This is a genomic window from Streptomyces sp. H27-H5, assembly GCF_026627505.1.
In the GTDB taxonomy this organism is placed as follows: Bacteria; Actinomycetota; Actinomycetes; order Streptomycetales; family Streptomycetaceae; genus Streptomyces.
On the sequence record NZ_JAPNLK010000071.1, the window covers coordinates 1 to 26,392 of the forward strand.

At 73.3% G+C, this 26,392-nt stretch carries 22 protein-coding genes, 2 tRNA genes and 1 pseudogene; 3 read left to right on the forward strand and 22 right to left on the reverse strand.

Features of this window, described 5'->3' with window-relative positions; genetic code table 11:
* Nucleotides 1-158: 158 nt before the first annotated feature.
* From OTB19_RS29500 to OTB19_RS29510, 3 genes are all read right to left on the reverse strand, one after another.
* The gene (locus OTB19_RS29500) at nt 159-590 is read right to left on the reverse strand and encodes a PPOX class F420-dependent oxidoreductase (protein ID WP_267801604.1); all 432 of its coding nucleotides are present in this window, start codon (nt 588-590) and stop codon (nt 159-161) included.
* A gap of 118 nt (nt 591-708) precedes the next feature.
* Nucleotides 709-2,403, reverse strand: a complete 1,695-nt coding sequence (locus tag OTB19_RS29505) for a glycosyl hydrolase family 18 protein (protein ID WP_267801605.1) — start codon at nt 2,401-2,403, stop codon at nt 709-711.
* 254 nt (nt 2,404-2,657) lie between these two features.
* Nucleotides 2,658-3,785: an LLM class flavin-dependent oxidoreductase gene (locus tag OTB19_RS29510; RefSeq protein ID WP_267801607.1), complete on the reverse strand. Its 1,128-nt coding sequence runs from the start codon at nt 3,783-3,785 to the stop codon at nt 2,658-2,660.
* Between the two features lie 245 nt (nt 3,786-4,030).
* On the opposite strand from OTB19_RS29510, the gene OTB19_RS29515 reads away from it, so the two are divergent.
* On the forward strand, nt 4,031-4,789 hold the full coding sequence (locus OTB19_RS29515; protein WP_267801608.1) for an IclR family transcriptional regulator: 759 nt from the start codon (nt 4,031-4,033) through the stop codon (nt 4,787-4,789).
* 99 nt (nt 4,790-4,888) lie between these two features.
* Here OTB19_RS29515 and OTB19_RS29520 read toward each other — a convergent pair.
* The 6 genes and pseudogenes from OTB19_RS29520 to OTB19_RS29545 form a co-directional block, all read right to left on the reverse strand.
* A tRNA-Lys gene (locus OTB19_RS29520) sits at nt 4,889-4,962 on the reverse strand.
* A gap of 45 nt (nt 4,963-5,007) precedes the next feature.
* A pseudogene (locus tag OTB19_RS29525) lies at nt 5,008-5,328 on the reverse strand (response regulator transcription factor); the annotation flags it as partial.
* A 76-nt stretch (nt 5,329-5,404) separates the two neighbouring features.
* Nucleotides 5,405-7,081: an AMP-binding protein gene (locus tag OTB19_RS29530; protein WP_267801610.1), complete on the reverse strand. Its 1,677-nt coding sequence runs from the start codon at nt 7,079-7,081 to the stop codon at nt 5,405-5,407.
* A 26-nt stretch (nt 7,082-7,107) separates the two neighbouring features.
* Complete coding sequence (locus OTB19_RS29535; protein ID WP_267801648.1) at nt 7,108-7,701, reverse strand: lytic polysaccharide monooxygenase auxiliary activity family 9 protein; 594 nt, start codon at nt 7,699-7,701, stop codon at nt 7,108-7,110.
* A gap of 238 nt (nt 7,702-7,939) precedes the next feature.
* Complete coding sequence (locus OTB19_RS29540) at nt 7,940-10,420, reverse strand: SPFH domain-containing protein (protein ID WP_267801612.1); 2,481 nt, start codon at nt 10,418-10,420, stop codon at nt 7,940-7,942.
* A gap of 11 nt (nt 10,421-10,431) precedes the next feature.
* Entirely contained in the window at nt 10,432-11,856 is a 1,425-nt protein-coding gene (locus tag OTB19_RS29545) for a peptidoglycan-binding protein (RefSeq protein ID WP_267801649.1), read from the reverse strand.
* Nucleotides 11,857-12,085: 229 nt separating this feature from the next.
* Between OTB19_RS29545 and OTB19_RS29550 the strand changes: the two genes are divergently transcribed.
* Nucleotides 12,086-12,159: transfer RNA gene (locus OTB19_RS29550), tRNA-Lys, on the forward strand.
* A gap of 89 nt (nt 12,160-12,248) precedes the next feature.
* Here the strand turns inward: OTB19_RS29550 and OTB19_RS29555 are convergent.
* The 13 genes from OTB19_RS29555 to OTB19_RS29615 all read right to left on the reverse strand — a co-directional run bounded on the left by OTB19_RS29555 (nt 12,249) and on the right by OTB19_RS29615 (nt 25,256).
* Nucleotides 12,249-12,875, reverse strand: a complete 627-nt coding sequence (locus OTB19_RS29555) for a class F sortase (RefSeq protein ID WP_324289487.1) — start codon at nt 12,873-12,875, stop codon at nt 12,249-12,251.
* A gap of 49 nt (nt 12,876-12,924) precedes the next feature.
* On the reverse strand, nt 12,925-13,578 hold the full coding sequence (locus tag OTB19_RS29560; protein WP_267801616.1) for a hypothetical protein: 654 nt from the start codon (nt 13,576-13,578) through the stop codon (nt 12,925-12,927).
* Nucleotides 13,579-13,714: 136 nt separating this feature from the next.
* Complete coding sequence (locus tag OTB19_RS29565) at nt 13,715-14,494, reverse strand: HAD-IIA family hydrolase (RefSeq protein ID WP_267801617.1); 780 nt, start codon at nt 14,492-14,494, stop codon at nt 13,715-13,717.
* 141 nt (nt 14,495-14,635) lie between these two features.
* The gene (locus OTB19_RS29570; RefSeq protein ID WP_267801618.1) at nt 14,636-16,156 is read right to left on the reverse strand and encodes an alkaline phosphatase family protein; all 1,521 of its coding nucleotides are present in this window, start codon (nt 16,154-16,156) and stop codon (nt 14,636-14,638) included.
* 136 nt (nt 16,157-16,292) lie between these two features.
* The gene (locus OTB19_RS29575) at nt 16,293-17,378 is read right to left on the reverse strand and encodes a 2-aminoethylphosphonate ABC transporter substrate-binding protein (RefSeq protein WP_267801620.1); all 1,086 of its coding nucleotides are present in this window, start codon (nt 17,376-17,378) and stop codon (nt 16,293-16,295) included.
* Nucleotides 17,379-17,453: 75 nt separating this feature from the next.
* The gene (locus tag OTB19_RS29580) at nt 17,454-18,251 is read right to left on the reverse strand and encodes an ABC transporter permease (protein WP_267801621.1); all 798 of its coding nucleotides are present in this window, start codon (nt 18,249-18,251) and stop codon (nt 17,454-17,456) included.
* Nucleotides 18,238-19,182 carry a 2-aminoethylphosphonate ABC transporter permease subunit gene (locus tag OTB19_RS29585; RefSeq protein ID WP_267801622.1) on the reverse strand — a complete coding sequence of 315 codons (945 nt, stop codon included), beginning with the start codon at nt 19,180-19,182 and terminating at the stop codon, nt 18,238-18,240. Before OTB19_RS29585 ends, OTB19_RS29580 begins: the two co-directional genes overlap by 14 nt.
* Nucleotides 19,175-20,224, reverse strand: a complete 1,050-nt coding sequence (locus OTB19_RS29590; RefSeq protein ID WP_267801623.1) for an ABC transporter ATP-binding protein — start codon at nt 20,222-20,224, stop codon at nt 19,175-19,177. The genes OTB19_RS29585 and OTB19_RS29590 overlap by 8 nt, the downstream gene beginning before the upstream one ends.
* Complete coding sequence (locus tag OTB19_RS29595; RefSeq protein ID WP_267801624.1) at nt 20,221-20,994, reverse strand: phosphonatase-like hydrolase; 774 nt, start codon at nt 20,992-20,994, stop codon at nt 20,221-20,223. Before OTB19_RS29595 ends, OTB19_RS29590 begins: the two co-directional genes overlap by 4 nt.
* A gap of 5 nt (nt 20,995-20,999) precedes the next feature.
* Nucleotides 21,000-22,121, reverse strand: a complete 1,122-nt coding sequence (locus OTB19_RS29600) for a TIGR03364 family FAD-dependent oxidoreductase (protein WP_267801625.1) — start codon at nt 22,119-22,121, stop codon at nt 21,000-21,002.
* Between the two features lie 148 nt (nt 22,122-22,269).
* The gene (locus OTB19_RS29605) at nt 22,270-23,040 is read right to left on the reverse strand and encodes a GntR family transcriptional regulator (RefSeq protein WP_267801627.1); all 771 of its coding nucleotides are present in this window, start codon (nt 23,038-23,040) and stop codon (nt 22,270-22,272) included.
* Nucleotides 23,041-23,049: 9 nt separating this feature from the next.
* Complete coding sequence (locus tag OTB19_RS29610; protein ID WP_267801628.1) at nt 23,050-23,877, reverse strand: hypothetical protein; 828 nt, start codon at nt 23,875-23,877, stop codon at nt 23,050-23,052.
* 224 nt (nt 23,878-24,101) lie between these two features.
* Nucleotides 24,102-25,256: an ROK family transcriptional regulator gene (locus OTB19_RS29615; protein ID WP_420716937.1), complete on the reverse strand. Its 1,155-nt coding sequence runs from the start codon at nt 25,254-25,256 to the stop codon at nt 24,102-24,104.
* On the opposite strand from OTB19_RS29615, the gene OTB19_RS29620 reads away from it, so the two are divergent.
* Entirely contained in the window at nt 25,255-26,352 is a 1,098-nt protein-coding gene (locus OTB19_RS29620; protein ID WP_267801631.1) for a Gfo/Idh/MocA family oxidoreductase, read from the forward strand. The two genes, OTB19_RS29615 and OTB19_RS29620, sit on opposite strands and share 2 nt — an antisense overlap.
* The last annotated feature ends 40 nt before the right edge of the window (nt 26,353-26,392 follow it).

Sequence of the window (26,392 nt, forward strand, 5' to 3'; positions counted from 1 at the left end):
ACTTCCTGCCCTCAGGCCTGCCCTTCGGCAGTCCCGAGGACTGCCTCGACTGCGCCTGCTACCTCTACCTCGGCGACCAGCCGACCTGACCAACACCCCTCCACGAACTTTCGCGGTGCAGCACTAGGGCCTGTCTTCGGATCAGGCCCTGGGATCGGTCAGCCGAGCTTCTCGCCGTACACGCGCTCGACCGTCATCGTCATCAGCACCCTGCGGTCGGACACCATCACCGACCGGTACTCCTCCCAGTCCGGGTGCTCCCCGGCGGCGAGGCGGTAGTACTCCACGAGCGCGTCGACCTCGGGGCCGTGCGGGTCGGTGCCCGGGCCGACGAGCGTCACGGGCCCCTCGGCGGTGGCCCAGGAACGGCCGTCGGGTGCGGTGACCTCCAGGGCGGCCCGCGGGTCGCGGCGCAGGTTCGCCGTCTTGGCCCGCCCCTCGGTCATCGAGACGTGCAGCAGACCCGTCCCGCTGTCGTAGAAGGGCATGACGGGGGAGAGTTGGGGGAGGCCGCTCGACTTGATCGTGGCGAGGACACCGAGTCGGCTCCCCGCGAGCAGCGTGCGCGGTTCGAATGGCGTGGCAGTCATGTCCGGAGTCAACCCGACGGCGGCCGGGGGTTGTTCCCGGCGCGCCGGTGCGCGAACACGGCCGCCCCCGCCCCGGGAGGGGGCGGGGGCGGCCGGCGCTCGGCGCGGGGTGGGGGGATCAGCAGGCGCCGAGGTCCTTCCAGACACCCCATTCACCGGTGGAGCCGGGCACCTCGTTCTGCGTCCACCACTGGGCCTTCCACTTGTGACCGTTGTGGGAGACCTCGGTGCCGCCGGTGTAGACCGTGCCCGCCACGTACGCCGGGACCGCACCGCAGCCGGTGGGCGGCGTCGTCGGAGGCGTGGTGGGGGGCGTGGTCGGCGGGGTCGTGGGCGGAGTGGTCGGCGGGGTGGTCGGCGGCTGGGTGGTGCCGCCGAGGGCGTCCGAGATCTGGTTCAGCAGCGTGGTGTTGTTGTCCAGCCCGAGGAGGGAGTACATCATCGCGCCGGCCAGGCCGCGCTGCTTGCCGTAGTCGACCCGGGCCTGGATGGACTTCTGGTTGAGGCCGGTGAAGAACTCGCCGTCCTTGTAGAAGTACGAGGCCTTGGCCTGGTCGTCCCAGAAGGTGTTCGCCGGGTTGTCGACGAGGCCGACGAGTTCCTTGTAGTTCGCGATGCCGGCCTGCTGGCTGGTGGGCCGGGCCGCGGAGGCCCCGGTCGCGGACTGCGCGAGGCCGTTGTTCGCCCCGGCGGGGACGCCCTTCCAGCCGCGGTAGTAGAACTCGTAGCCCAGGGTCAGCTTGTTGGCGGGGAAGCCGCCGGCGATGCCGTAGGCCGGGTTGCCGTCGATCCAGGAGTCGATGGCGTTGTCGATGCTGTACTTCTGGGTGCCCGGGGCGATCGGGTCGGTCGGGTCGCCGGCCGGGGAGTACAGCGGGGACTGGTGGTACGTCGGGCCGTCGCTGTCCCAGGCGCCGTGCATGTCGTACGTCATGATGTTCGCGTAATCGAGGTACGCGCCGATCTTGTCCGTCTCGATGTACTTGATCTTGTCCTGGCCGGCCGGGAGGGCGGAGGTCAGCAGGTACTTCTTGCCGCCGTTGGCCGCGCCGTAGGCGTCGAGCTGGCTGCGGAACTCCTTGAGCAGGAGCGTGAAGTTCTGCTTGTCCTCGGGGGCGTAGTGGTTGCCCAGGTGACCGCCGGAGGAGCCGGGGTACTCCCAGTCGATGTCGATGCCGTCGAAGATGCCGGCGGCCGCGCCCGCACCGCCGAATCCGCCCTCGACCGGCAGGTTGCCCTTGATGTACTGGTCGATGCAGGACGACACGAGCTTCTTGCGGGAGGCGTCGGTCTTGGCCGCGTCGCTGAAGTACTTCGAGTAGGTCCAGCCGCCCAGCGAGATGTTGATCTTCAGGTGGGGGTACTTGGCCTTCAACTGCTTGAACTGGTTGAAGACGCCGACGATCGGCTGGTCCCACTTGTCGGCGACCCCGCTGACGCTGTCGGCCGCGCTGAAGGACTTCTGGTAGTCGGCGTACGAGTCGCCCGCGCCGTCACCGGCGTTGGGGTTGTTGTCGTCGCCCGCCGCCTTGTTCGCCTCGAAACAGGTGAGGTTGGCGGGGTGGATGTTGCCGAACGAGTAGTTGATCACGTCCAGCTTGCCGGCGATGCCGCGGGTGTCGAGGTGCTTCGGGTAGAAGGCACTCCCGTACACGCTCCACTGGTCGTAGTACGCGATCTTCACGCCGCCGGCGCTCGCCGTGCTCGCGGAGCCCGCGGCCTGGGCGGTCCCGAGGCCCGCGAAGCCGGCCAGCGCTCCGGCTGCCAGCGCGGCCGTGGCGGCGGCCGCGACGAGGGGTTTACGGATGTGCATGAACTGACTCCGGGGGGTGGGAGGGGGGAGCATCAGCTTCAGGTGAGAGAAGTGATAGCGATCACCCTGGCCCCCAGTCAATGGTTTGGACCAAAGAAGGACTAGACCACTCGGGCGCCAAAGCGCCTCGTCAGAGACCTGAGGGCATATGCAGAACCGCCCGCCACCCCGGGTGACGAGCGGTTTAAGGCTGCACTAAGCCATCCGCCGGCAAGGTTTCGGCAACAAACCAGCCAAACCCCGTTCTTGTGCGCTCAGGCGGAGTTCGAGTCCTCCGTCGGCATGCCGTACGCATCTGCGATGAGCCCGTACGAGCGCAACCGGGCATCCCCGCCGTGGGCGTTGGCGGTCAGCATCAGCTCGTCCGCGCCCGTCCGCTTCACCAGGTCGTCGAGTCCCTCGCGGACCTCGTCGGGGGTGCCGTGGACGATGTTCGCGAGCCAGCCGTCCACGAACTCCCGCTCCAGCGGCGAGAAGGGGTACGCGGCCGCCTCCTCGGGCGTCGGGACCAGCCCGGGCCGCCCGCCGCGCAGCCGCAGCATCGACAGCGCGCCCGTCAGCACCTGCGCCCGGGCCTCCTCGTCGGTGTCGGCGGCCAGGGCCGCGGCCCCGATCAGGGCGTACGGGGCGTCGAGCACGGCCGAGGGCCGGAAGCTCTGCCGGTACAGGTCCAGCGCGGGAATCGTGCCGGCCGCCGAGAAGTGGTGGGCGTACGCGAAGGGCAGGCCCAGCTCGCCGGCGAGGCGGGCGCTGAAGCCGGAGGAGCCGAGCAGCCAGATCGGCGGTCGGCCGGCGGGGCCCTGGACGGGGCCGGGCACGGCGTGCACCCGGGCATAGGGGTGCCCGTCGGGGAAGTCGTCGTCGAGGAAGCGGATCAGCTCCCCCAGCTGCCGGGGGAATCCGTCGGCGGCGTCGTCGGCCCGTCCGGCTCCGCGCAGCGCGGCCGCGGTACGGGGGTCCGTGCCGGGGGCGCGCCCCAGTCCGAGGTCGATCCGGCCCGGCGCGAAGGCCTCCAGGGTGCCGAACTGCTCGGCGACGGCCAGCGGGGCGTGGTTGGGCAGCATGACCCCGCCCGAGCCGAGCCGTATCCGGGAGGTGTGCGCGGCGAGGTGGGCGAGGATCACCGCCGGGGAGGAACTGGCCACTCCGGGCATGGAGTGGTGTTCGGCCACCCAGTGCCGGTGGAACCCCCGGGATTCGGCCAGCCGGGAGATCGCCACGCTGGTGCGCAGCGACGCGTGGGCGGTACTGCCGGCCCCGACGGTGACGAGGTCCAGCACCGAGAGCGGGACCGGCGCGCTCCCCCGCACGGTTCCCCGGATCGGATCCGCGGTCCCATCCGTCCCGGCTGCCCTGATTCCCTCGTCCCCGGCGTCACTCATCGTCGCTCCCGTCCCGTGCTGCCCTCGCGGCTTCCCGCATGTCCGTACGAGGAATTCGAACCATCGAGGAGGCCGGGACATTCCCGACGGCCTGCGGAACGTTCATGCCAGCGGCATATGCCAGGCGAGTAGATCCAGGCAGAGGGACTTGATTGAGCCATCAATCTCTTCAACAGGCGCTCCACACAAGCCGCTTGATGGCTATCGTGGGGGAGCAAGCGGTAACAACCTGGTAGGGGGAAACCGTGGCGCTGAAGCCCGAGCCGACCGCGCCGTTCCATTCGGTGCAGTACGCCCTTCGCGTACTCGAAACGATCGCCCGGCACACCGGCGGTGTGACCGACGCGCAGATAGCGCGTGAGACAGGCCTGCCCTCGGTCCACCTGTCCCCGATGCTGCTCATGCTGCGCCGGGAGGGGTACGTGCTCCAGGTCTCCGACGGCGCCTATGCCATAGGGGACTCGCTCGTCCTCCTCGGCTCCGGCGTCGACCGGCAGCAGGCCCTCCAGGACAAGCTCCAGGACACCCTGGACCGACTGCGGGACTCGGTCGGGGCGGCGGTCTACATCAGCCGCTACGTCGACGGCGAGGTCCGCATCACCCAGTTCGCGGACAGTCCGCGCACCCCCAAGGTGCACGAGTGGGTCGACTTCCGCTCGGCGGCGCACGCCAGCGCCGTCGGCAAGTGCCTGCTGACCCAGCTCGACCAGAACGGTCGACGGGACCACCTGTCCCGGCACAAGATCGCCCGGCTGACGTCGAAGACGATCGTGAACGAGAGCGTGCTGTTCTCCAAGCTGGACAGTCAGCCCGCCACCGTGCCCGTGCTGGACCTCCAGGAGTACGCCGTGGGCACCGTCTGCGCGGCGGTACCGATCACCGCCGGCGCCTCGGTGGGCTGCCTGGCCCTGTCGATGCCGGTCGAGCACGCGCACCGACTGCGGGCCGCGGCGGAGACGCTGAACCGGAAGGCCGCGCCGCTGCTGCTGTCGCTCACGCTCTGACGGGCGACGCACCCCGGAGGCGGCTTCGGGCCCGCGCACCCGGACCCGGAAACCACTTCGGGCGGTTCCCGGTGAACCGGAAACCGCCCGAAGTACAGGTGCGCCGCCAGGGACTCGAACCCCGGACCCGCTGATTAAGAGTCAGCTGCTCTAACCAACTGAGCTAGCGGCGCCTGACAGAGAAAATACTACCCGGTCCCCAGGGGTGCTCAAAACCATTACCCCCTGAGGTACGCGAGGACCGCGAGGACCCTGCGGTGCGTCTCCTCGGCGGGCGGCAGGTCCAGCTTTCCGAGGATGTTCCCGATGTGTTTGCCCACGGCCGCCTCGGACACCACCAGCTCACGGGCGATGGCCCCGTTGGATCTCCCCTCCGCGACGAGGCCCAGCACCTCCCGCTCGCGCGCGGTGAGCGCGGCCAGCGGATCGCGGCGCCTGGCCAGGAGCCGGCGCACCACCTCGGGGTCCACGACCGTGCCGCCGGCCGCGACGGTGACCACCGCGTCGAGGAACTGCTCGACCTGGCCGACCCGGTCCTTCGGGCCGGACCACGGGCCCAGGGGGCGGGTCGGGGGTGGGGCCGGCCCTACCCCCGCGGGCGGTCGTGGCGCCCGGTCAGCGGTCCAGGAGGTCGGTCCGGCCCTGGGCCTCGTAGGACGACAGCAGGCCGGCCAGGGACTCCGCGTCCAGGGGCCGGTATCCCGGTTCGCCGGGCGGGGACCACCAGACGGGGTCCGGGCAGCGGAAGCCGGCGCGGCGCAGGGCCACGCGGTGGACCTTGTTCGTCGCCGTCGTCGGCATCTCGGGGACCACCCGGACGTAGCGCGGCGGCATCTTCGTGCCCAGGTCGGGCTGCGCGGCGAGGAAGGCGGCGAACGCCGACGGGGAGAACTCCGTTCCGGGGCGGAGCGCGACGGCCGCCATCACCTGGTCGCCCGCGACCTCGTCCGGGACGGCGTACACGGCCACGGCCGCCGCGTCCTGCCATCGGGCGAGGATGTTCTCGATGACGGCCGCGGCGAGGTTCTCGCTGTCGACCCGCAGTCGGTCGTCGGTGCGGCCCGCGAAGTAGAGGAATCCGGCGGCGTCCCGGAAGAAGAGGTCGCCGGTCCAGTACCAGCCGTCGCGGGTGCGCGCCGCCTCGGCGTCGGGGTTGCGCCAGTACCCCTCGAAGAGGCCGCGGCCGCGGTTGACGAGTTCCCCTATGGCCTCCCGGCCGTTGAGGAGGCGGCCCGAGCCGTCGAGCGCGGCGGCCGGGCACTCCTCCCCCGTCTCGGGGTCGACGACCGCGAGGTCGTCCCCGGCGCCGGCCCGGCCCAGCGCTGCCGGCGGGGTGTCGGGGGTGCGGACCACGGAGGCGCCGCCCTCGGTGGCCCCGTATCCCTCCACCAGCCGGACCCCGAACCGCTCGGCGAAGCGGGCGGCGTCCACCGCGCCGGCCTCGGTGCCGAAGCCGAGCCTCAGGGTGTGCGCGCGGTCGTCGGGGCGGGGCTCGGTGGCCAGGAGGTACTGGATCGCCCGGCCGACGTAGGTGAAGTAGGTGGCCTCGTAGGCCCGTACGTCGTCCAGGAACCGGGAGGCCGAGAAGCGCCGCCGCAGGGCCACGGACGCGCCGCCGGCCAGCGCCGGCAGCCAGTCGGCGATGACCGCGTTGCCGTGGAAGAGCGGCATGCAGACGTAGTGGACGTCGTCGGGGGTGACCGAGAACTGGCGGGCCAGCGCGGTTCCGGCGGCGGCCAGGCGGCCCTGGGTGCAGAGGGCGGCCTTGGGGGCGCCGGTGGAGCCGGACGTGAAGTAGAGGAGCATCCGGGAGGCGGGGGTGGGGCCGCCGGAGAGGACGGCCTCCCCCGGCTTGGCTCCCGCGTAGGGCGCCAGCAGTCGCGCGTACTCCTCGGTGTCGGTCACGAGGATCCGTACGCCCGGCAGGTCGAGGCCGCGCAGCAGCGGCAGGTGGGCGCGCTCGGTGACGAGGATCCGGCAGTCGGTGTGCAGGATGTCGCGGGCCAGCTCGGGGCCGCGCCGGGTCGGGTTGATCCCGGCGACGGCGGCCCCGGCGAGGGCCGCCGCGCCGAGCCAGAACGGGAACTCCGGGGTGTTGTCGAGCAGCACTCCCAGGTGCGGCTCGGCCTCCGGCGGCAGGAGGTCGACGAGCAGCGCGGCGCGTGCGGCGGCCTCCTGGGCGGTCCGGTGTCGGCTGAGGACGGCGTGCTCGTGCTTCAGTCCGGGCCGGTGGTCGCCCCATTGGCGCGCGATGAGCTCCGCGACGGTCTCGGGTGTGGTCGTCGTCCGCATGCCGCCGGAGGTTAGCTGACGTTACGTCAGAATTGAACGTCGGAGCAGGAGTAGAAGGCCATCGGGGTGTCGTTGACGGTCCAGACCGCCAGGATCATGTGGCGCCCGGTCTTTCCGCTCGGCATGGCGCCCTGGTGGACGGTGGTCGAGGCGGGTCGGGCGCCGTTGTAGGCGACCGTGAGGAAGGGCTGCGGGTCGAGGGCGGCCCGGGTGAGCGGCCTGGTGGGGTCCCAGCCGTTCTTGGTGACGTAGTACTTGAAGTCGGTGGTGGAGTGGTTGGCGGTGAACTGCCACCGGAAGCCGTAGCTCTGGCCGCTGTTGACACGGGTGGCGGGCCAGGTACCGCCGCGCTGGTCGTCGAGTTCGGCGAACTGGGCGTTGCCGGCCGCGCATATCTTCCCGTCGGCCGGTCCGGCGGCCGGGAAGCCCTTGAGGCCTTCGACGCTCTGCGGTTCCCACTGGATCTGGCCGCAGTTGGAGACGGTCTTGTTGGCACAGAGCTTCTGGCGACTGATGGGGGTGTCGGTGTATCCGTGGCTGCTGGCGGTGGGGGTGCCGAGGAGGGTGGCACCGGCGACGAGACCGAGACCGAGGGCCGTGACGCCGGCTCGTTTGGGCATGCGGAAGGAACGCATGATGCTCCTTGGACGTGGGGGGAGTCTGACGAGAGCGTGCGCACGCGTGGGGATGATTTCCAGGTCTAGACCAAGTCCCAGATTATTGACGCGAGTTGGCCATGTCTATACCAATGGGAAAACGGGTGGTCCGGTCGTTCCCGGCCACCCGTTCTCCCGCGTCGCTCGTCGTCTTCTCCGCGTCGCCGCCGTCTTCTCCCGTGTCCCGGGCCGCCGATCGCCGCTACTGGTCGGAGCGGCCGGTGTAGAAGGCCACGGTGAGGTCCTTCACCAGGGCCTTGCGCTCGTAGTCGTCCAACTCGACGATCCCCCGCGACGTGAGCCGGTGGACCGTGTCGTCGACCGCGTCGACGACCGAGGACAGCACGGCGTCCCGGTGCCGGGCGTCGATCGCCGCGATCCGCCGGCGCCGCATGGCCTCCGCCACCTCCGGGGCGTACTCGATCCGGGTGGGCTGGGCGGAGAAGACCTCCACGCCGACGGCCTCGGTCTCGGCGGCCAGCATGCGGGTCAGCGCGTCACCGACCGCCTCGGCGTCGCGCAGCGTCGGGGCGTCGTCGTGGAAGGCGTCGGCCGGCAGCTGGGACAGCACCCGGGCCATGGCCGACTCGACCTGCTCGGCCAGGTACTCCGTGTGGTCCCCGACGGCGAGGGTGGCGCGGGCGGTGTCCTTGACCTGCCAGACGACCTGCACGACCACCTGGAGGGCGAGGCCCCCCGAGTCCACCGCGGGCATGGGGTCGCTGCGCCAGTGCCGCAGCCGTACGTCCACCCGCCGGCGCAGCAGCAGCGGGCTGACCCAGGTGAGGCCGGTACGCCGGACCGTGCCCCGGTAGCTGCCGAAGAGGGTCAGCACCCAGGCGTGGCCCGCCTTGGCGCGGCCCAGCCCGCCCAGCGCGAGGAGCGTGACGATCCCGAGGAAGGCGAGCGGGGGCCAGTGGGTCGCGCGCAGCCCCTGGTAGGCGCGCGGGGCCGCGCCGAAGCCGGCGGCGAGGGCGTCGGGGACGGCGCCGGCCCGCCAGAGCACCGCAGAGCAACCGGCCAGCGCGAGCCCGCCGACGGCCACGGCGATCCAGCCGGGCAGTACGGGTCCGCGGTGTTCGCGGAGCCGGTCGTCGCCCCGGGGGACACGACGGCCGGCCGCGGGTCGGGGTGCGTGCGCGGCCTGCCCGGACCGCCGCGCGGCCGGGGCCTCGGCCGGAGCCGGGGGTCCTGCCGGCGTCTGCCCGAGGAAGGGCAGGTGCACGGGCACCGCGGTGGCGGAGGCCCCCTGGGCGGGACGGAGACGGGGGAGGTCCCGGGTGTCGTCCTCGTCGGCGTCCGCCATGCCGCGGGCCACGGCCCGGGCGACGAGATCGGCGACGTCGTCCGCCCCGGCGTCGGCCGCGTCCGGTCCGGGGACCGTGCGCACGACGGGCTCGGCGGGCGGCCAGAGCTCGTCCCGCGGACGGCCGGACACGGCCGGGGTCGGGGCGGGGGTGACCGGGGGCCAGGGTTCGAGGGGCGGGCCGGCCGGGGGCCGGGGTTCGACGGCCGGGGCGGGGTGGCGGTCCGTCACGGGCCGGGACGGCGGAGCGTCCGACGGGGCGTCCACCTCCGCGCGCGCGGCCGGCACCCCGTCCGGGTGCGCCCGCGCGTCCGGGGCATCCTCGTCGGGACCCTCCGCCGGGGCGGCGTGGTCGGCCGCGGGCTCGGGCGCGCGGTCCGGCGCGTCGTCCCGGGGCGGTTGCGGGTACGGGGGCGCCGACTCCGTGCGGGCGGGCCACGCGGGCGGGGCCGGGTCCGGGGCGTCGGCCGGGCGGCCGTGGGCGTGCGTCGGGTACGCCGTCGGGGCCACCGGCTCGGGTCCGGCGGCGCGCAGGGGGCGGCGCTCCGGCTCGACGGGGACGGAGCCGCGGTACTCCGGCACGAGCACCGGCGCCGGCGCGGGCTCCCCCGCGCCCGTGTCCGCCGCCTCGGGCGGACCCGCGTGGGCGAACGCCGGCCGCGCGAACGCCGGGTGCGGCGTCGGGAGCATCGGCTCGGGCACGGCCGCCCGGACGTGCGCGTCGTCGGCCGGCCGGTCGGCGGGGTGCGCCGGGTGGGGGCGGGGCGCGGGGGCGTACGCGGGCGACTCGGCGGCGCGGCCGGCGGCGCCGGGCGCGGGGACGGCGGTCACGGCCCGGGGCGCGGCGTCGACCGGCGGGGTCGAGGATCCGGGGTGCGAGGCCCGCGCGTGGCGGGCCGGGGCCGGCAAGTCGCCCGGGTACCGGGACGCCGCGCCGTCGGCCGCCTCTCCCCCGCGCGGTTCCGGCGGGCCGGCCGAGGGCGCCGGCCGCGGGGCGGCGTCGGCGGCCGGGTGCGGTACGTCGAGGACCGGGGCGTGCGTCGCGGCGGCCGGGTGGGGCACGGCCGGGGTCGCGGCGGGCTCCGGCGGGGCCTCGGGCGCCCACGCGGGACGGACCGGGGCCGGGGCCGGAACCACGGCCGGGGCCGGGGCGGGGGCCGCGATCGGTTCGGCCGGGGCCGCCGCCGCGGCCGGCGCCGGGGCGGTGGTCCAGCGCCCCGGGCGGGGGGCCTGGGCGGGCGCCGTCGCGCCCGGCCGGATCGCTCCGTCCCCGGCGGCGGGGCCCGGGCAGGCGCCGGCGGCGCGGGGCCGGGAACCGTGCGGGACCGGAGGAACGGGGAAGTCGCCCGTCGTGGACGTGGTGCGGGTGGGGTACATCGTTGCCTCCGTCATGCGAACAGCCGGCGCCAGGTTTCCGGGCCCGGGTAGCCGTCGGCCGAGGCACCGCGCCAGCCCTGGGCGCGCTGGAAGGCCTCGACGTTGCGGCGGTCGGCCTCGCTCCAGAGGGCGCCCGGGCCGGACGTGTAGTGCTTGCCGAAGCCCTTCTGCACCAGTCGGCGACCGAGGGCGGTGATGAGCGCGTGGGACCGGCCCGGGCGGAAGAAGGCCTTCCCCGGGTAGGCGGGCACCCCGCCCGGCCCCGCCTGACCGACCGGTGTCGTCGGCTTCGTGGGCGTGGTCGGCTTCGTGGGCGTGGTCGGCGTGGTCGATGTCGCCGGCGGGATGCTCTTGCCCTGCCTCAGGGCCAGCAGCCGCCAGGTGTGGGCGCCGGGAATGCCGTCGGCGTCCGCGCCGGTCCACCCCTGCGCCCGCTGGAACGCCTGGGTGGCCAGCCGGTCCTCGTCGGACCACACCGGGCCGGCGCCGTTGGGGTAGAACCGGGCGCCGCCGCGTTCGATCAGCAACCGGCCGAGCTGGGTCACGTACTCGTTGTTCGCGCCCGGCCCGAACTTCGAGGCACCGGGGAAGGTCGCCGACACCGCCGGCGGGGACCCGGTCGACGGCAGCTCGACGGGCGTCACGGGAGGCGTGGGCGTGCTGCCGGGGACGCCTCCCGTGGTCCCGTTGAAGCGGTAGGGGAGGTACTTCGCGGCGTTGGTCCAGTACCCGTAGGGGGTGGCCTGCTTGCGGGTGTGCGGGCGGGTCTGCTCGTAGGCGACGTAGTGCGTCCGCGTCCCGTCGACCCAGCCGCCGAAGAGGACGACGTGCGAGCCGTTGTTGGGGTCGGCCGGGTTGTGGAAGAGCAGCATGTCGCCCGGCAGCAGCTCCTCCTTCGTGATCCGGGTGGCGAAGGTGTCGAGGCTGCCGGTCCACTCGTTGGTGCCGAGGTTCCAGGCCATCGAGACGTAGCCCGAGCAGTCCTGCCGGTAGCCGTCCGACCAGTACTCGGACATGCTGTAGGGGACCTTGGCGTCCAGCCACAGCTTCGCCCGGTTGATGATCGTCGTCCGGTCGATGCGCCGGACCGCCGACGGGGCGCCGGGCAGGCCGCCGGGCTTGGCGGGCGTGCCCTTCGGCCCGTGCAGCGGCGATCGGCCGCCCTGCGGGGAGCCCGGGTCGGGGCCGTCGAGGCGCACCGGGCCGAGGCCGGGTGCCGCGGCGGAGGCGGCCAGAGCGGCCGAGCCTCCGCCGCCCAGGACCACGCCGGCGGCGGTGGCGAGCACCAGCGCCCGGCGCGCGCCGCGGGCGGCGCGGTGGCCGCCGTCGCGAAGCGGTATGGCCCGGGCACGGGCGAGGGCGCGACGGCGCTGCGCGCACCCGAGGCAGACGCAGTCGCCCGCGGGCTCGTACTCCTCGAAGACCGGCATGGGCATCTGCGGCATCTGCACATGCACCGGCGGCTGCATCGTCATGCGGTTCCGTCCACTCCCCTGCTCGTCCACTGGTCCGGCGTCCGGGCACGCATCTGGCGGGGCATCAGATTCGGCTCGGCCCAGACATATCGTGCACGATAAACCCCTTAAACATGGGTTAATCGGACAACACGGGCGTGGCTGGTCACGAGCACGTCCGGAGGTGGGGTAGAGTTTTGCCTGTCACCAAGCGCCGCTAGCTCAGTTGGTTAGAGCAGCTGACTCTTAATCAGCGGGTCCGGGGTTCGAGTCCCTGGCGGCGCACAGACGAGAAGAAACCCCCCGAGGCGAAAGCCTCGGGGGGTTTCTTCGTTCGCTCGTCCGGCCCTGCCCGCGCAGCCGTTCCGGCCCGTCTACACGGCCGTTCCGGGTCGGGCGCCGACGCCCGTCAGGTAGGCGGAAACCACCACATTGGCCGTGTACTGCTTGGCGGCCTTGTCGTACGTGCCCCCGCACGTCACCAGTCGCAGTTCCGCCCGCCCCTTGATCCGCGGGCCGTACGCCTTGGCCGGGTCGAAGCCGGCGCGCTCGTAGACCTTCACCTCCTCGATCGTGAACTCCGCGACCGAGCCGTCCGCCCGGTGGACCCGGACCTTGCCGCCCGGCTCGGCGGTGCTCAGCCCGAAGAACACCGCGGGCTTGGACTTCGTGTCCACGTGGCCGACCATCAACGCCGGCCCGGCCGCGCCCGGCAGGGTGCCGCCGCTCCACCAGCCCACCGTGCCCGGACTCTCGTACGGCGGCGGCTCGATCGCGCCCTGCGCGTCGAGCCTGCGGAAGATCACCGGGGCCTGGATGCCCATGGCTGGTACGTCGACCCGCGCGGGCAGGGCCCCGGCCAGCGGGGCGTGCGCCGCCGGCAGCCCCGGGACCACCACCCCGCCCGCCTGACCGGCGGGCGGGGGCGGGACCCCGGTGATCTCGCGGCCCCACAGCCACAGGCCGCACACCAGCACCGACCACGCGGCGACGGTCAGCACGCGGGATCCGCCGGAGCTCCTCGGCTCCCCGGTCACCGGAGGCGGACCGTCACTCGCCGCTGCGGCGACGGCGCAGGGTCAGGGCCCGACCGGCGACGGCCAGCGTCGCGGCGGCGGCCAGGACGGCGCCGATCACCGTGTGCGGCAGACCCGGACCGTCGGCCTCGTGGCTCTTCTTCGCGGTCACGGTCGCCTGCGCGCCCTCCGCGGCCCGGGCCTGTTCCCGTTCCTTGGCGATCTTCGTGGACGCGGCCAGCTCGGCGGCCATGCCGCCGCCGCCCGCGTGGACGGGCCAGACCGGCGAGTGGTGCGGGTTCGGGCGGTCACGGTGGATCTGGATGGAGCCGCGCACCTCCCGGCCCTCGCACTTGACCCGGATCTCGTGCCATCCGGGCTCGGCGTGGTGGGCGATGGTCGCGTCGCCCCACAGGACCTTGCGGTCGTCGCGACCCGGGGACAGCCTGGCCTCCCAGGCGAACACGGACGACGTGGCGGAGGCCCAGTCGCAGGCGCAGCCGCGGACCTCCAACTTGACCCGGTCCCCCGGTTCGGCGGGATTCGGCCGGACCGAGACGCTGCCGCGGTCCCGATCCCTGTCCCGGTCCCAGTCCTCGGCGACGACGGTGGGCGCGGCCACGGCGGTGAGGGCCGTCAGAGCGACGGCCACCCCGGTGGCACGGAAAGCGATCAGAGCACTGCGCATGGTGAACCTCCTCGAACAGGAGCCTCACGTGCGGCGCGCCGCTCCGCATCCGGAGCGGCGCGCGCTTGGCCCGTACGTGTCAGCCGTACGCCCCATGGGTGTCAGCCGTACGCGTTGAAACGTCGGTGATCCGGTGTCAGACGAGATCGACCAGGTCGGCGATCGAGTCGACCGTCTTCGTCGGGCGGTACGGGAACTTCTCGGTGTCCTCGATCGAGGTGAGACCGGTCAGCACGAGGAAGGTCTGCATGCCCGCCTCCAGCCCGGCCAGGACGTCGGTGTCCATCCGGTCGCCGATCATCGCGCTGCTCTCGGAGTGCGCGCCGATGGCGTTCAGGCCGGTCCGCATCATCAGCGGGTTGGGCTTGCCGGCGAAGTACGGCTGCTTGCCGGTCGCCTTGGTGATCAGCGCGGCGACCGCGCCGGTGGCGGGCAGCGGGCCCTCGGTGGACGGGCCGGTCTCGTCGGGGTTGGTGCAGATGAAGCGGGCGCCGGCGTTGATCAGCCGGACGGCCTTGGTCATCGCCTCGAAGCTGTACGTGCGGGTCTCGCCCAGCACCACGTAGTCCGGCTCGTGGTCCGTGAGGATGTAGCCGATGTCGTGCAGGGCGGTGGTCAGACCGGCCTCGCCGATGACGTACGCCGTGCCGCCCGGGCGCTGGTCGTCGAGGAACTTGGCGGTGGCGAGCGCGGAGGTCCAGATGTTCTCGACGGGCACCTGGAGGCCCATGCGGTTGAGGCGGGCCTGGAGGTCGCGGGGGGTGTAGATGGAGTTGTTGGTCAGCACCAGGAAGGGCTTGCCGGACTCGCGCAGCCGCTTGAGGAAGGCATCCGCGCCGGGGATCGGGGTGCCCTCGTGGATGAGGACCCCGTCCATGTCGGTGAGCCAGGATTCGATCGGCTTGCGCTCTGCCACGGGACTGTTCTCCGCTCTGCGGGGCCTCTGACCTCGGGGGGCCCTGGTCTGTACCACCCTATCCGGCGCGGGCCGCGGACGCGGAGGCCGTCCACGGCCCGGACATCGGCCCGACAGGGCCCGGGGCCCTTTCGTGGCGGCTCAGCCGAGGGTGACGTCGTCCACGGTCCAGAACCAGTTGTTGGTGCCGCTGTAGCGGAAGCGGACCTGGACGTCGGTGGCTCCGGCGGGCACCGGCAGGCTCAGGTTCTCGGTCTTGGCGAGGGCGTCGGCCGTGTGAGTCTTGACCACGGTCGGGGCGCCGCCGTTGTACGAGACCAGGACCTGGGCGGTCTGCCCGGCCTCGTGGCGGTAGTGGGTCCGGTAGGTCAGGGTCCTCGTGGAGCCGCCGGTGACCGGCCACTCGGGGGTGACCAGGGTGGAGTCGAAGGTGCCGGTGTGGCTCTTGTCGTCCCACTCGTCGGAGTCGGCCACGGCGAACACGTCGCGGGAGCGGACGTTCAGCTCGCGCCACTGGTCGCGCTGCGACTGGCTCCAGAACTCGTCGGTGGCGAAGGCCCAGCCGGCCCACTCGGTGACCCCGCCCGCGCCCATCTTCGAGTTGTCCACGGCCCAGCCGGCCGGCGGGGTGTGCGTGAAGCCCTTCACGCCGGCCGGGATGCCCGTCTCGTCCACGCGGGCCTGGAGGTTGGGGCGCAGGGTGTCGAAGGGGTCGTTGTCGGGGGCGTTCAGCGGAACCCCGTCGAGGGCGGGAGCGCTGACGCCGACCTGGGCGAGCGCGGTCGCGGCGACGTCGACGAGCCGTACGTCATTGCGTACCGAACCGGCCGGGATCCCGGCGCCCTTGGCGATGACGAAGGTGCCGCGCTCCGCGATCGTGGAGCCGCCGTGGCCGCCGCCGTCGGTGTGGCCGTGGTCGGTGGTGACCAGGATCTTCCAGTTCTCCCGGTCGCGGGTGGGGCGGCTCTCCACGGCGGTGAGGAGCTTGCCGACGAGGACGTCGACGCGGGCGATCGCGTTCAGGTACTCCTGGCTCGCCGCGCCGGAGGTGTGGCCCGCGTGGTCGACCTCGCCGAGGTAGACGAAGGCGGCGTCCGGGTTCTGGTCGCGCAGTTCGGCGGCGGCCGCGGCGGCGATCTTGGGGTCCTCGCTGCCGTAGCCGTCGCGGTCGCCCTTGAGGGAGAGCCGCTTGTCGACCTTCGAGGAGAAGATCGGGCCGTTCTGGTCGGTGGAGGTGATGGGCTCCCAGTCGGCGGCCGCGTAGGTGTTGAGGGCCGGCTTGGCGTTCTCGACGCGGGTCAGGAAGTCCGGGTGGGCCGTGTAGTTCTTGCCGGTGAAGGAGTTGTCCTTCACGCCGTGCTTGTCGGGCCAGACGCCGGTGGCGATGCTGGACCAGCCGGGGCCGGAGGAGGTGGCGGCCATCGGGTTCGCGTAGAGGGTGCTCTTCGCGGTCAGACCCTGGGCCATCAGGCCGTTGAGGTGGGGCGCGTCGGCGACCTTGACGCGGTCGAGGACCACGCCGTCGAGGCCGATGACGAGCACCTTGTCCGTGGTGGCGGTTTCGGCGGCGCCGGCGGGGTGCGCACCGAGGGCGGTGGCCAGCAGGGTGGCGGTGGTGGCGGCGACCGTCAGGACGCGGCGCGGCGGCAGGGCAGGGGGCACGTTCTCCTCCGGGAGGGATCGTGGGGACGGCGCGGGCGGGCGTGCGACGGGTCAGGACCGAAAGTGCGGGTGGTTCGGTCCAGACCCGTTATCTCAACGTCACTCTCCAGGCCTCAGGTGGCCAGGGAGTAACCGGTCAGCTTCCGGTTGCCGACTTCCACGCGTCCACGTGGGCCGTGAGGTTCTTGTCGATGTCCGCCCAGTCGGGTTCGAAGATCTCGACTCCCGTCATCAGTCGGGTGAGTTGGACGGCGTTGGCGTCGGTCGGCTTGACGTCGGTGCGCGCCGGGAAGCCGCCGCCGACCTCGCTGACCAGCTTCTGGGCCTCCTCGCCGAGCAGGAAGTCGAGGAGCTTGCGGCCGTTCTCGGTGTGCGGGGCCTTGTCGACCAGGCCGGCCGCGTACGGCAGGGAGAAGGTGGTGGGCTTGCCGCCCTCCTTGGCGGGGAACCAGATGCCGAGGTTCGGCATGGACTTGGCCTGCGCGAAGTTCATCTGCACGTCGCCGTTGGCGACGAGCAGCTCCCCCTTGTCGGTCTTCGGGGCGAGCTTGCTGGTGGAGGAGGACGGGCCGACGTTGTTGGCCTGGAGCTTCTTCAGGTACTCCATCGCCGGTTCCTTGCCGCCGAAGTCGTGCATCGCCTTGACGAGCACGGCGGTGCCGTCGCCCGCGACGCCCGGGGTGGAGTACTGGAGCCGGCCCTTGTACTTGGCGTCCAGCAGCTCTTCCCAGGTCTTGGGCGCCTGGGGCAACTCCTTCTTGTTGTAGACGAATCCGAAGTAGTTGTTGACGATCGAGGTCCACTTGCCGTCGGTGGCCTTGTCGCCGCCGTTGACCTTCTCGGAACCGCGGGGCGCGTAGACCTGGAGGAGGCCCTTGCCGTCGGCCTGTTGGATGAAGGGCGGCAGGGTGACCAGGACGTCCGCCTGGGTGTTGGTCTTCTCGCGGACGGCGCGCTGCACCATCTCGCCCGAGCCGCCCTCGACGTACTTGACCTCGATGCCGGTCTCCTTGGTGAACGCGGCGAAGACCTTGTCGTACCAGCCGTCGCCCTTCTCGCCCTTCAGGCCGTCGGCGCTGTAGACGGTGACGACCTTCTCGTCGGCCTTGGAGTCGGCGGAGCCCGCGCCGCAGGCGGTGAGGCCGGCGGCGAGGGTGAGGCTGCCGGTGACGGCGGCGGTGGTCCGGAGGGGGATGCGACGACTGTTGCGCTTGCCGGGCATGGGGCTTCCTTACGGGAAAGGGAGTCGGCAGGGGTGGGGCGGTGCGGGGGTGTGGCGCGGGCGTGGCCGGGTGGGTCAGCGGTAGGACGCCTTGGTACGGATGCCGGAGACGGCCAGGAGCACCAGCAGGGTGGTGGCCATCAGGACCACCGCGACGGCCGATCCGCCGAAGAGCGAACCCCGGTCGGTGGCGGTGAAGACGCGGACCGGCAGGGGCATCCAGTCCGGCGGGTAGAGCATCATCGTGGCGCTCAACTCGCCCATGGACAGGGCGAAGCAGAGTCCCGCGGCGGCGGTCAGGGAGGGCAGCAGCAGGGGGATCCTGATCCGCCACAGCACCCGGGCGGGACGTGCCCCCAGGGAGGCCGCCGCCTGTTCGTAGGCGGGGTCGAGGCGCACGATCGCGGCGGAGACCGACTGGTGGGCGAACGCCGTGACGAGGACGGTGTGTGCCAGGACGACGATGGTGCTCGTCCCGTTGAGGAGGAGGGGCGGCCGGCTGAAGGCGACGAGGACGGCGAGGCCCACCACCACCGACGGTACGGCGACCGGCAGCATGAACAGGGCGTCCAGGACGCGCTTCCCGCGCTTCTTCAACCCGGCGCCGGCCAGCGCCGCCCAACTGCCGACGGTGAGGGCGAGCAGGCTCGCGACGAGGGCGGTGACCAGGGACGTGGTGAGGGCCTGGAGGGATTCGCCCCGGACGGCGGAGGCGTAGTTCGCGGTGGTCGGGCCGGAGGGGAAGGCGCCGGACCAGTGGGTGGCGAAGGAGGCGGCCACCACGACGAGCAGGGGCAGCGCGAAGAGGGGGAGGAAGAGGACCCCGAAGAGGCCCCAGGCGGCCCAGCGGCCGGTCCTGCTATGCACCAGCACGCTTGCCCACCACCCGGTAGAGGCCGAACAGGCCGACGGAGATCGCGATGTTGACGACGGCGACGACGCAGGCGGCGGCGTAGTCGGATTCCAGGATCGCCTTGCCGTAGACGAGCATCGGGAGCGTGGTGACGTCCTTGGCTCCGGTGAACAGGACGATGCCGAACTCGTTGAGGCACAGGACGAGGACCAGGCTGCCGCCGGCGGCGAGGGCCGGCAGCGCCTCGGGGAGGATCACCCGCCGGACGATCCGGGCGGGCCCGGCGCCGAGCGAGGAGGCCACCTCCAGCTGGGCGGTGTCCAGTTGGGAGAAGGCGGCGAGCAGGGGGCGCATGACGAACGGGGTGAAGTAGGTGATCTCCGCGAGGAGGACGCCCCAGGGCGTGGCCAGGAAGTGGAAGGGTCCGTCCGCGACGCCGAGGGCGTCGGTCCAGATCCCGTTGGCCATGCCGACCGTGCCGTAGATGAAGAGGAGGGCGAGGGTGACGAGGAAGGAGGGGAAGGAGAGGAAGACGTCGATGAACCGGGAGACGGCCCCGGCCCCGGGGAAGGGCACGAAGGCGATGACGAGGGCCAGCGCGAAGCCGAGGACGAGACATCCGACGGTGGCGCCGACGGCCAGCCAGACCGTGGTGCCGAGGGCCTCGCGAAAGGCGGTGGAGGCGAAGACCGCGGAGTACGCGTCGAAGGCGCCGCCGCCGTTCTCGGGGGTGAGGGACTGCCGGACGACCAGGGCGAGCGGGTAGAGGAAGACCAGCGCGAGGGCGGCCACCGGGGGCAGGCTCCACACCCAGCGCGGGACGCCGCGTACGGCGGGTGCGGGTCCGGGGGTGGCGTGCGGGCCCGGGGCGGAGGTACGGGGCGGCTGCCGGGAGACGGTGGCGCGGGCCGGCCCGGCGGGGGCCGATCGCGGGTCCGCGACCTCAGCCATCCGACACCCCCGCCGACAGCAGCACCGCGTCCCGGGGCTCGAAGTGCAGGGTCACCCGATCGCCCAGCGCCGGGGTCTCGCGCAGTTCGGGCAGGTCCGCCTTGACCCGGTGGCCCGCGACGTCCACGTACAGCCGGTGCGTCGAGCCGCGCCACTGCACCTCGGTGATCGTGCCGTTCAGGGCGTTGGGCCCGGTGCCGAGGCGGAGCAGGTGGGGGCGTACGCACAGGGTGGCGCCGGCGCCGGGCGAGGCCCGGCCCCGGTCCAGTTCCAGGGCGTGCCCCTCGAAGACCGCACCGGTGTCGGCGACGGTCACCGGGAGGAGGTTGGCGTTGCCGACGAAGGAGGCCGTGAACTCGGTGCGGGGCGAGCGGTACAGCTGCCGGGGGGTGCCGCAGTCCTGGAGCCGGGCCTTGTCCATGACGGCGATCCGGTCGGCCAGGGTCAGGGCCTCGATCTGGTCGTGCGTGACGTACAGGATCGACACGTCGGGGAGTTCGCGGTGCAGTCGGGCCAGTTCGGCGAGCATCCCGGAGCGCAGTTGGGCGTCCAGTGCGGACAGCGGCTCGTCGAGGAGGAGCACGCCGGGGCGGATGGCGAGCGCGCGGGCGATGGCCACGCGCTGCTGCTGCCCGCCGGAGAGTTCGCGGGGGTGGCGCTTGGCGTAGGCGGCCATCCCGGTCATCTCCAGGGCCTCCGCGACGCGGCCGGGTATCTCGGCCCTGGGCGTCTTGCGCGCCTTGAGTCCGAAGGCGACGTTGTCCTCGACGCGCAGGTGCGGGAAGAGCGCGTACTGCTGGACGACCATGCCGATGCCGCGTTTGTGGGGCGGGAGGGCGGTGACGTCCCGGTCCCCGATCGACACCCGGCCCGCGAAGGGCCGTACGAAGCCGGCGACCGCCCGCAGCGCCGTGGTCTTGCCCGATCCCGACGGACCGAGCAGGGCCATGACCTCGCCCTGCTCGACCGTCAGGTCCAGGGAGTCCAGCACGGTGTTGCCGTCGTAGGCGACCGAGACGGACTCGAAGCGGATCCCGCTCACGTGCCGGACTCTCGGGCCAACAGTGCGGGGAGTTCGGCGATGGAGCCGAGGACGTGGGTCGCGCCGTGCTCGTCGAGGGCCCGGCGGTCGTGGGCGCCGGTGAGGACGCCCGCCACGATCCCGGCGCCGGCGCGGCGGCCGCCGAGCATGTCGTACGCCGTGTCGCCGGCGACGACCGTCTCGCGTACGTCGGCCACCGCGCCGGTGCGCAGGAACGCGGCCAGCACCATGTCCGGGTAGGGCCGCCCGCGACCGCCCGCGTCGGCGGGGCACAGGGTGAGGTCGGCGAGGTCGCGCCAGCCGAGGGCGTCCAGGATGGCGTCCTGGGTGACGCGGGCGAAGCCGGTGGTCAGGACGACGGTGCGGCCGTCGCCGCGCAGCTTCTCGATGGTCTCGCGGGCGCCGGGGATCGGGCTGACGAGGCCCCCGTCGACGAGTTCCGCGTACGCCTCCTCGAAGGTCGCGTTGGCCTGTCGGGCGAGGTCCTCGTCGCCGAAGAGCCGGCGGAAGACGGAGATCTTCGACTCGCCCATGGTGTCGCGGACGTACTGGAGCTTCGCGGCGTGGTCGGCGCTGCCGGGCTCGACGCCGAGGTGCTCGGCGGCGCGCCCGAAGGCCCGCTCGACGAGGCCGCCGTCGGCGACGGTGGTGCCGGCCATGTCGAGGACGATCAGCCCGCCGGGGGTGATCGTCCGGTCGGGGGTGGCCGTGTCGCCCGTGGCGCTCGGCTTGCCCGTGTTGCTCGTGTCGCTCGTGGATTCGGTGTTCATGGTGGTTACCAGCCCAGTTCGTTCGCGGTGGTCTCGGCTATGGCGGGCGAGCAGGTCATGCCGCGCCCGCCCGGTCCGGTCACCAGCCAGACGCCGTCGCTCACCTGCTTGCGGTGGACGACGCGGGTGGTGTCGGTGCACTGCGCGTACACGCCCGCCCAGCGGTGCCTGATCTTCGGCAGCGGGCGGCCCAGGAGCGATTCGACGACCTCGGTGAGGTGCTCGTAGGGGTCTTCGAGGGTGTCGAACGCGAAGGGGTGCTCGTACTCGTGGGTGTCGCCGATGGTCAGTCCGCCGTCCCGGCGCTGCACCATCAGGAGCTGCATCCGGTGCTCGGCGGCGATGGGCGCCTGCGCCTGCTCGGCGTTGAGGGCGTCCAGGGCGTCGCTGCGGTAGGCGGGGTAGTAGCGGAAGCTGTCCGCGTCGGCGACCGACGTGGTCAGCGGCTCGCCGAGCGGGGCGGTCTGCATCATCTGCAGCCGGACCCGGCGCACGGGGAGGTCCGGTTCCAGCTCGCGGACCAGGCCGCTCAGCCAGGCTCCGGTGGCGAGGATCACCGCGTCGCCGCGGTGGACGTCGCCGTGGTCGTCGCGGACGGCGCCGGGGCCGACGACCTCGCGGACCTCGCGCCCGGGGAGGAAGGTGTACCGGCCCGTGGCGCTCAGGGCCTCCCGCAGGTGCAGCTGAGCGGTGCGCGGTTCGACGGCCGCGTCCCGTTCGCACCACAGGGCGGCGTCGAACTCGCCGCGCAGCGCCGGGTTGATCTTCCGGGCCGCGGCGGCGGTGACCAGCTCGTAGCCGCGGGCGGCGGCGTCGGGCCGGGCCGCGGCCGCCTCCGCCACGGCGTACTCGCGGGCGCCCCGTACGGGGGTGAGGGAGCCGATGGCGCGGAAGCCCAGGCCGGGCACCTCCGCGCCGATGCGCTCCCAGAGCTCGCGGGCCCGCAGGGCGGTGTCGAGCTCCTCCCCGCCGGCCCGTCCGCTGACCCAGATCTGGCCGAAATTGCGCAGGGACGCGCCCCGGGCCTCGGCCTCCCGCTCGATCTGGACGACCTCGTGGCCGCGTTCGACTGCCTGCCAGGCGTGCATGGTGCCGACCACGCCGCCTCCGACGACTATGACTCTCACGCCGTCCACGGTGGGCGTGGACCGTGTCCCGCGAAGGGCCGGCCGGTGGCGCGACGGTGAACAGCCCCCGACACTTGGACTAGACCCGTTACCATTCCGTGATGACATTTTGCCCCTTTGAGGAGGGTTGTTGGTGGATGGTGCTCCGCTATTCGGGCCGCAGCCTCGTCGTGAAGCTGAACCGATCACCACGGTAGAGCGAACGCACACGCTCCAGGGGGGCGCCCCCCTGATCGCGCGAGAACCGGTGGATGAGCAGCATCGGAAGGGCGGGCGGAGTGCCGATCAGCAGGGCTTCGCGCGGCGTCGCGAGCACCGTCTCCAGCTTTTCGTCGGCGTCGCCGAACGCGATGCCGAGGCTGTCGTTGAGGTAGCCGTAGAAGGAGGAGTCCGGCTTGAAATCGCTGTCCAACCGGGGTGCCCGGGCGACCCGGATGTACGTGCTCTCCAGTCCCACCCGCTCGTCGTCCGCGAGGAGCACGCGCTCCAGGTGCCAGATCGGCTCGCCGGCCTCGGCGCCGATGCCGCGGCCGAGTTCGGCCGGGCAGGGGAACTGCTCCAGGCCGATCAGGGTGCGGCCGGGGCGGCGGCCCTGACGGCGCACGCCCTCGGTGTAGCTCGCGAGCGAGAGCGGCTGTTCCAGCTTCGGTCCGGCGACGACGGTGCCGCGTCCCGAGCGGCGCAGGCGCCCCTCCAGCAGCAGCTCGCGCAGGGCCTGGCGCACCGTCTCCCGCGACACCTCGTACCGCTCGGCGAGATCACGTTCGGTGGGCAGTGTCCCGCCCTCCCCCAGCTCCTCGACGAGCACGGAGATGCGGGCCTTGACCGCGTAGTACTTGGGGATGCGACCGTGCTCGGGGATCCCCGAGCGCACGGGCAGGCCGGGGCGGTGCGGCTGGTACCGGGTGCGTTCTTCCACCCTGGGACTCTACGTGGGCCAGGTGTACGGCGATCGGCGCGCGGCCCGCGCGCGCAGCCGGCGGGCCCCGAGCAGGAGGCCGCCGCCGGTGGCGAGGGCGACCGCGGATCCGGTGGCGTACACCCACTCCCCCGGGCCGGTGTGCGCGAGGGCGCCTCCCTCGGCGGAGTCCTCGTCCCCCTCGACGAAGAACCGGTACCCGCCGGCCTCGCCGACCCAGTCCCCGTCGTCGGCCTTGCGCTGGACGAGGGCCGCGTCGGCGACCACCTCGCCGAGCGGGGCGTCGGGCGCGAAGGCCAGCTGCACCTTGACGGTGAGGGATCCCCCGGCGCCGACGGAGAACCCGGAGAAGGCGTCCCCGCCATCGAAGACGGCGATGATCTCGTCGCGGTCGGTGTGCTCCAGGGTGACGGGGTGGGGGCCGCCGGGGGCGTCGAACTCCATCCGGAGATCGGCGGGGCGCAGGGCCCGCGCCTTGTCGGTGAAGACGATCACGGGGTGGATGGCGGTGCACCGGTCGCCGGTGGTGTTGGTCAGGTCCAGGTACCAGGACTGCGCGCCGCCGCCGGTCCGGTAGACGGCCGGACCGCCGCGGATCCGGGCCCCGATGGGGAAGGCGGTGCTCTTTCCGTCCCCGCAGGTGGCCTCCACCCGGGAGGGCAGCGCGGGCGCGGGGCGCGCTCCGCCTCCGGTGCCGACGTCGGCGGCGGCGCCGGGTGCGAGGGCGACGAGGAGGGCGACCCCGAGGCAGGTCGAGAGCACGGCGGGGCGTACGGCCGGGATGACGGACGGGAGCAGGGCGGGAGCCACGGCGGGGAGGACAAGGGCTTTGCGCATTCGCATGGAAGACCTTCGCAGCTCGCCGGACGGGGACGATGATCGGACCAGGCGACAATCACCCCGGCCCTGCTCGCACCTTTCCACGCGCGCGAGACCCCGAGCCGACCGCCGCGCCCGGTCCGTCCCGGTTTACCCCCGATCAGCCCACGAGGTCAACCCTCGCCCCGGGCGACCCCCGGGCGGCCCCCGGCCGACCATCGCGCCGGCACTCCCGACGGCGCCTACCGGCCCAGGCCCCGCCCGAAGAACGCCCCCAGCACCAGCTCCGCCGCGCCCTCCGCGACACCGCCCGCCGCCACCGCGACGACCGGCGCGGGGATCGCCTTCCGCCCGGCCAGCGCGGCCCGCACCCCCGCCAGGAACACCTCCGGCGCGGCCTCCACCACCCGCCCGCCCAGCAGGACCCGCTCCACGTCCAGCAGCGCCACCACGTTCGCGGCGCCCTCGCCCAGGATCCGCGCCGCCTCGACGAGGTCGCCCCGGTCCACCGCGCCCAGGCAGAGCGCCTCCACGCACCCGCGACCCCCGCACCGGCAGCGCGGCCCGTCCAGTTCAAGCACCTGGTGGCCGAACTCGCCGGCCGCCGATCGCGCCCCCCGGTACACCTCGCCGGCCAGCCGCAGTCCCGCGCCCAGACCGGTCCCGACGTGCAGATACACGGCGCCGCCCGGGTCGGCGCCGGCCACCGCCACCCCGGCGTTGGTGTCCTTGTCCACGACCACCGGCAGGTCCGGCCCCAGCCGCTGCGCCAGGGCCGCCCGCAGCGCGAACCCCTCCCATGCGGGGAACCCCGTCACCGGGCCGAACACCCCGGTGCGCCAGTCGAGCGGACCCGGGGCGGCGACCCCCACGCCGAGCAGCGGCGCTGCCCCCGCGTCACCGGAGAGGCGACCGATCACGCGCGCCGTCTCCGCCACCGCCGCCCCGGGCCCGGCCCCGAAGTCGACGGGGCCGCGGAAACGCTCGACGACGCCGCCCGCGAGGTCGACCCGTACGGCGCGCAGCTCGTCGCGGTCCAGGTGCACCCCGATGGCGTGCCGGGCCTCGGGGACCAGCCGCAGCAGGGTCCGCGGCTTGCCGCCGGTCGACGCGCCGCGCCCGGCCTCCGCGACCAGGCCGTCCGCGACCAGCCGCACCGTGATCTTGCTGACGGCCTGGGGGGTGAGGCCGGTGCGGGCGGCGAGTTCGGTGCGTCCGAGTCCGGCCGGTCCGGTCCCGCGCAACAGGTCCAGCAGCAGCGCCTCGTTGTGGCCGCGCAATGCCGGCAGGTTGGCGCCGCCCCGGCTTCCCTCGTTGCCCTCATTGGGCCGATTGCCCCGGTTCACCCTGCCGACTCTCCTTGCACTTAGGCAACACTGTTGCCAAAGTATGCCCATGAACGCCACCTCCCCGCTCCGCGTCGGGCTCATCGGCTACGGACTCGCCGGTTCCGTTTTCCATGCTCCGCTGGTGTCCGCCACCGAGGGACTCGTCCTCGACACGGTCGTCACCTCCGACCCGGACCGTCAGGCCCAGGCCCGCGAGGCCCACCCGGGCATCCGGATCGCGGAGTCCCCCGACGCGCTCTGGTCCGGCGGCGATGGCGCCCCGCCCGTCGACCTGGTCGTGATCGCCGCCCCCAACAAGACGCACGTCCCGCTCGCCACGGCCGCCCTCACCGCCGGCGTCCCGGTGGTCGTGGACAAGCCGCTCGCCGCGACCGCGGCCGAGGCCCGCGAACTCGCCGCCCTCTCCGACAGGACCGGCACCTTCCTGTCCGTCTTCCAGAACCGCCGCTGGGACAACGACTTCCTCACCGTGCGCCGGCTCATCGCGGGCGGGGAACTCGGCGAGGTCCAGCGCTTCGAGTCCCGGTTCGAGCGGTGGCGCCCGCAGCTCAAGGGCGGCTGGCGGGAGTCCGGCAGGCCCGAGGAGCTCGGCGGCCTGCTGTACGACCTGGGCAGCCACGTGGTCGACCAGGCGCTGGTGCTGTTCGGTCCGGCCGTGCGCGTCTACGCGGAGGCCGACGTGCGCCGCCCGGGCGCGGAGGCGGACGACGACACGTTCATCGCGATCACCCACGCGGGCGGGGTCCGCTCCCACCTGTACGTCAGCGCCACCACCGCGCAGTTGGGGCCCCGGTTCCGGGTCCTCGGCTCCCGCGCGGGCTACGTGAAGTACGGCCTCGACCCGCAGGAGGCCGCGCTGCGCGAGGGCCTGCGGCCGAGCACGGCCGAGGGCGTGCTGTGGGGTGAGGAGGAACCGCACCTGTGGGGCCGGCTGGGCTCCGGCGAGTCCCCGCTGACCGGCAGCGGCATCCCGGTGCCGACGGAGCACGGCGACTACCCGGCCTACTACGCGGCGGTCGAGGCGGCCCTGCGCACGGGCGGCCCCGCCCCCGTCACCGCCCGGGAGGCGGCCGACTGCCTGGCCGTCCTGGAGGCGGCCCGCCGGTCGTCGGACGAGGGCGTGACGGTGTCCCTGGAACAGTGACGGGCCGGTGACGGCGAAGGGGCGGGCCGCCCGACCGGCG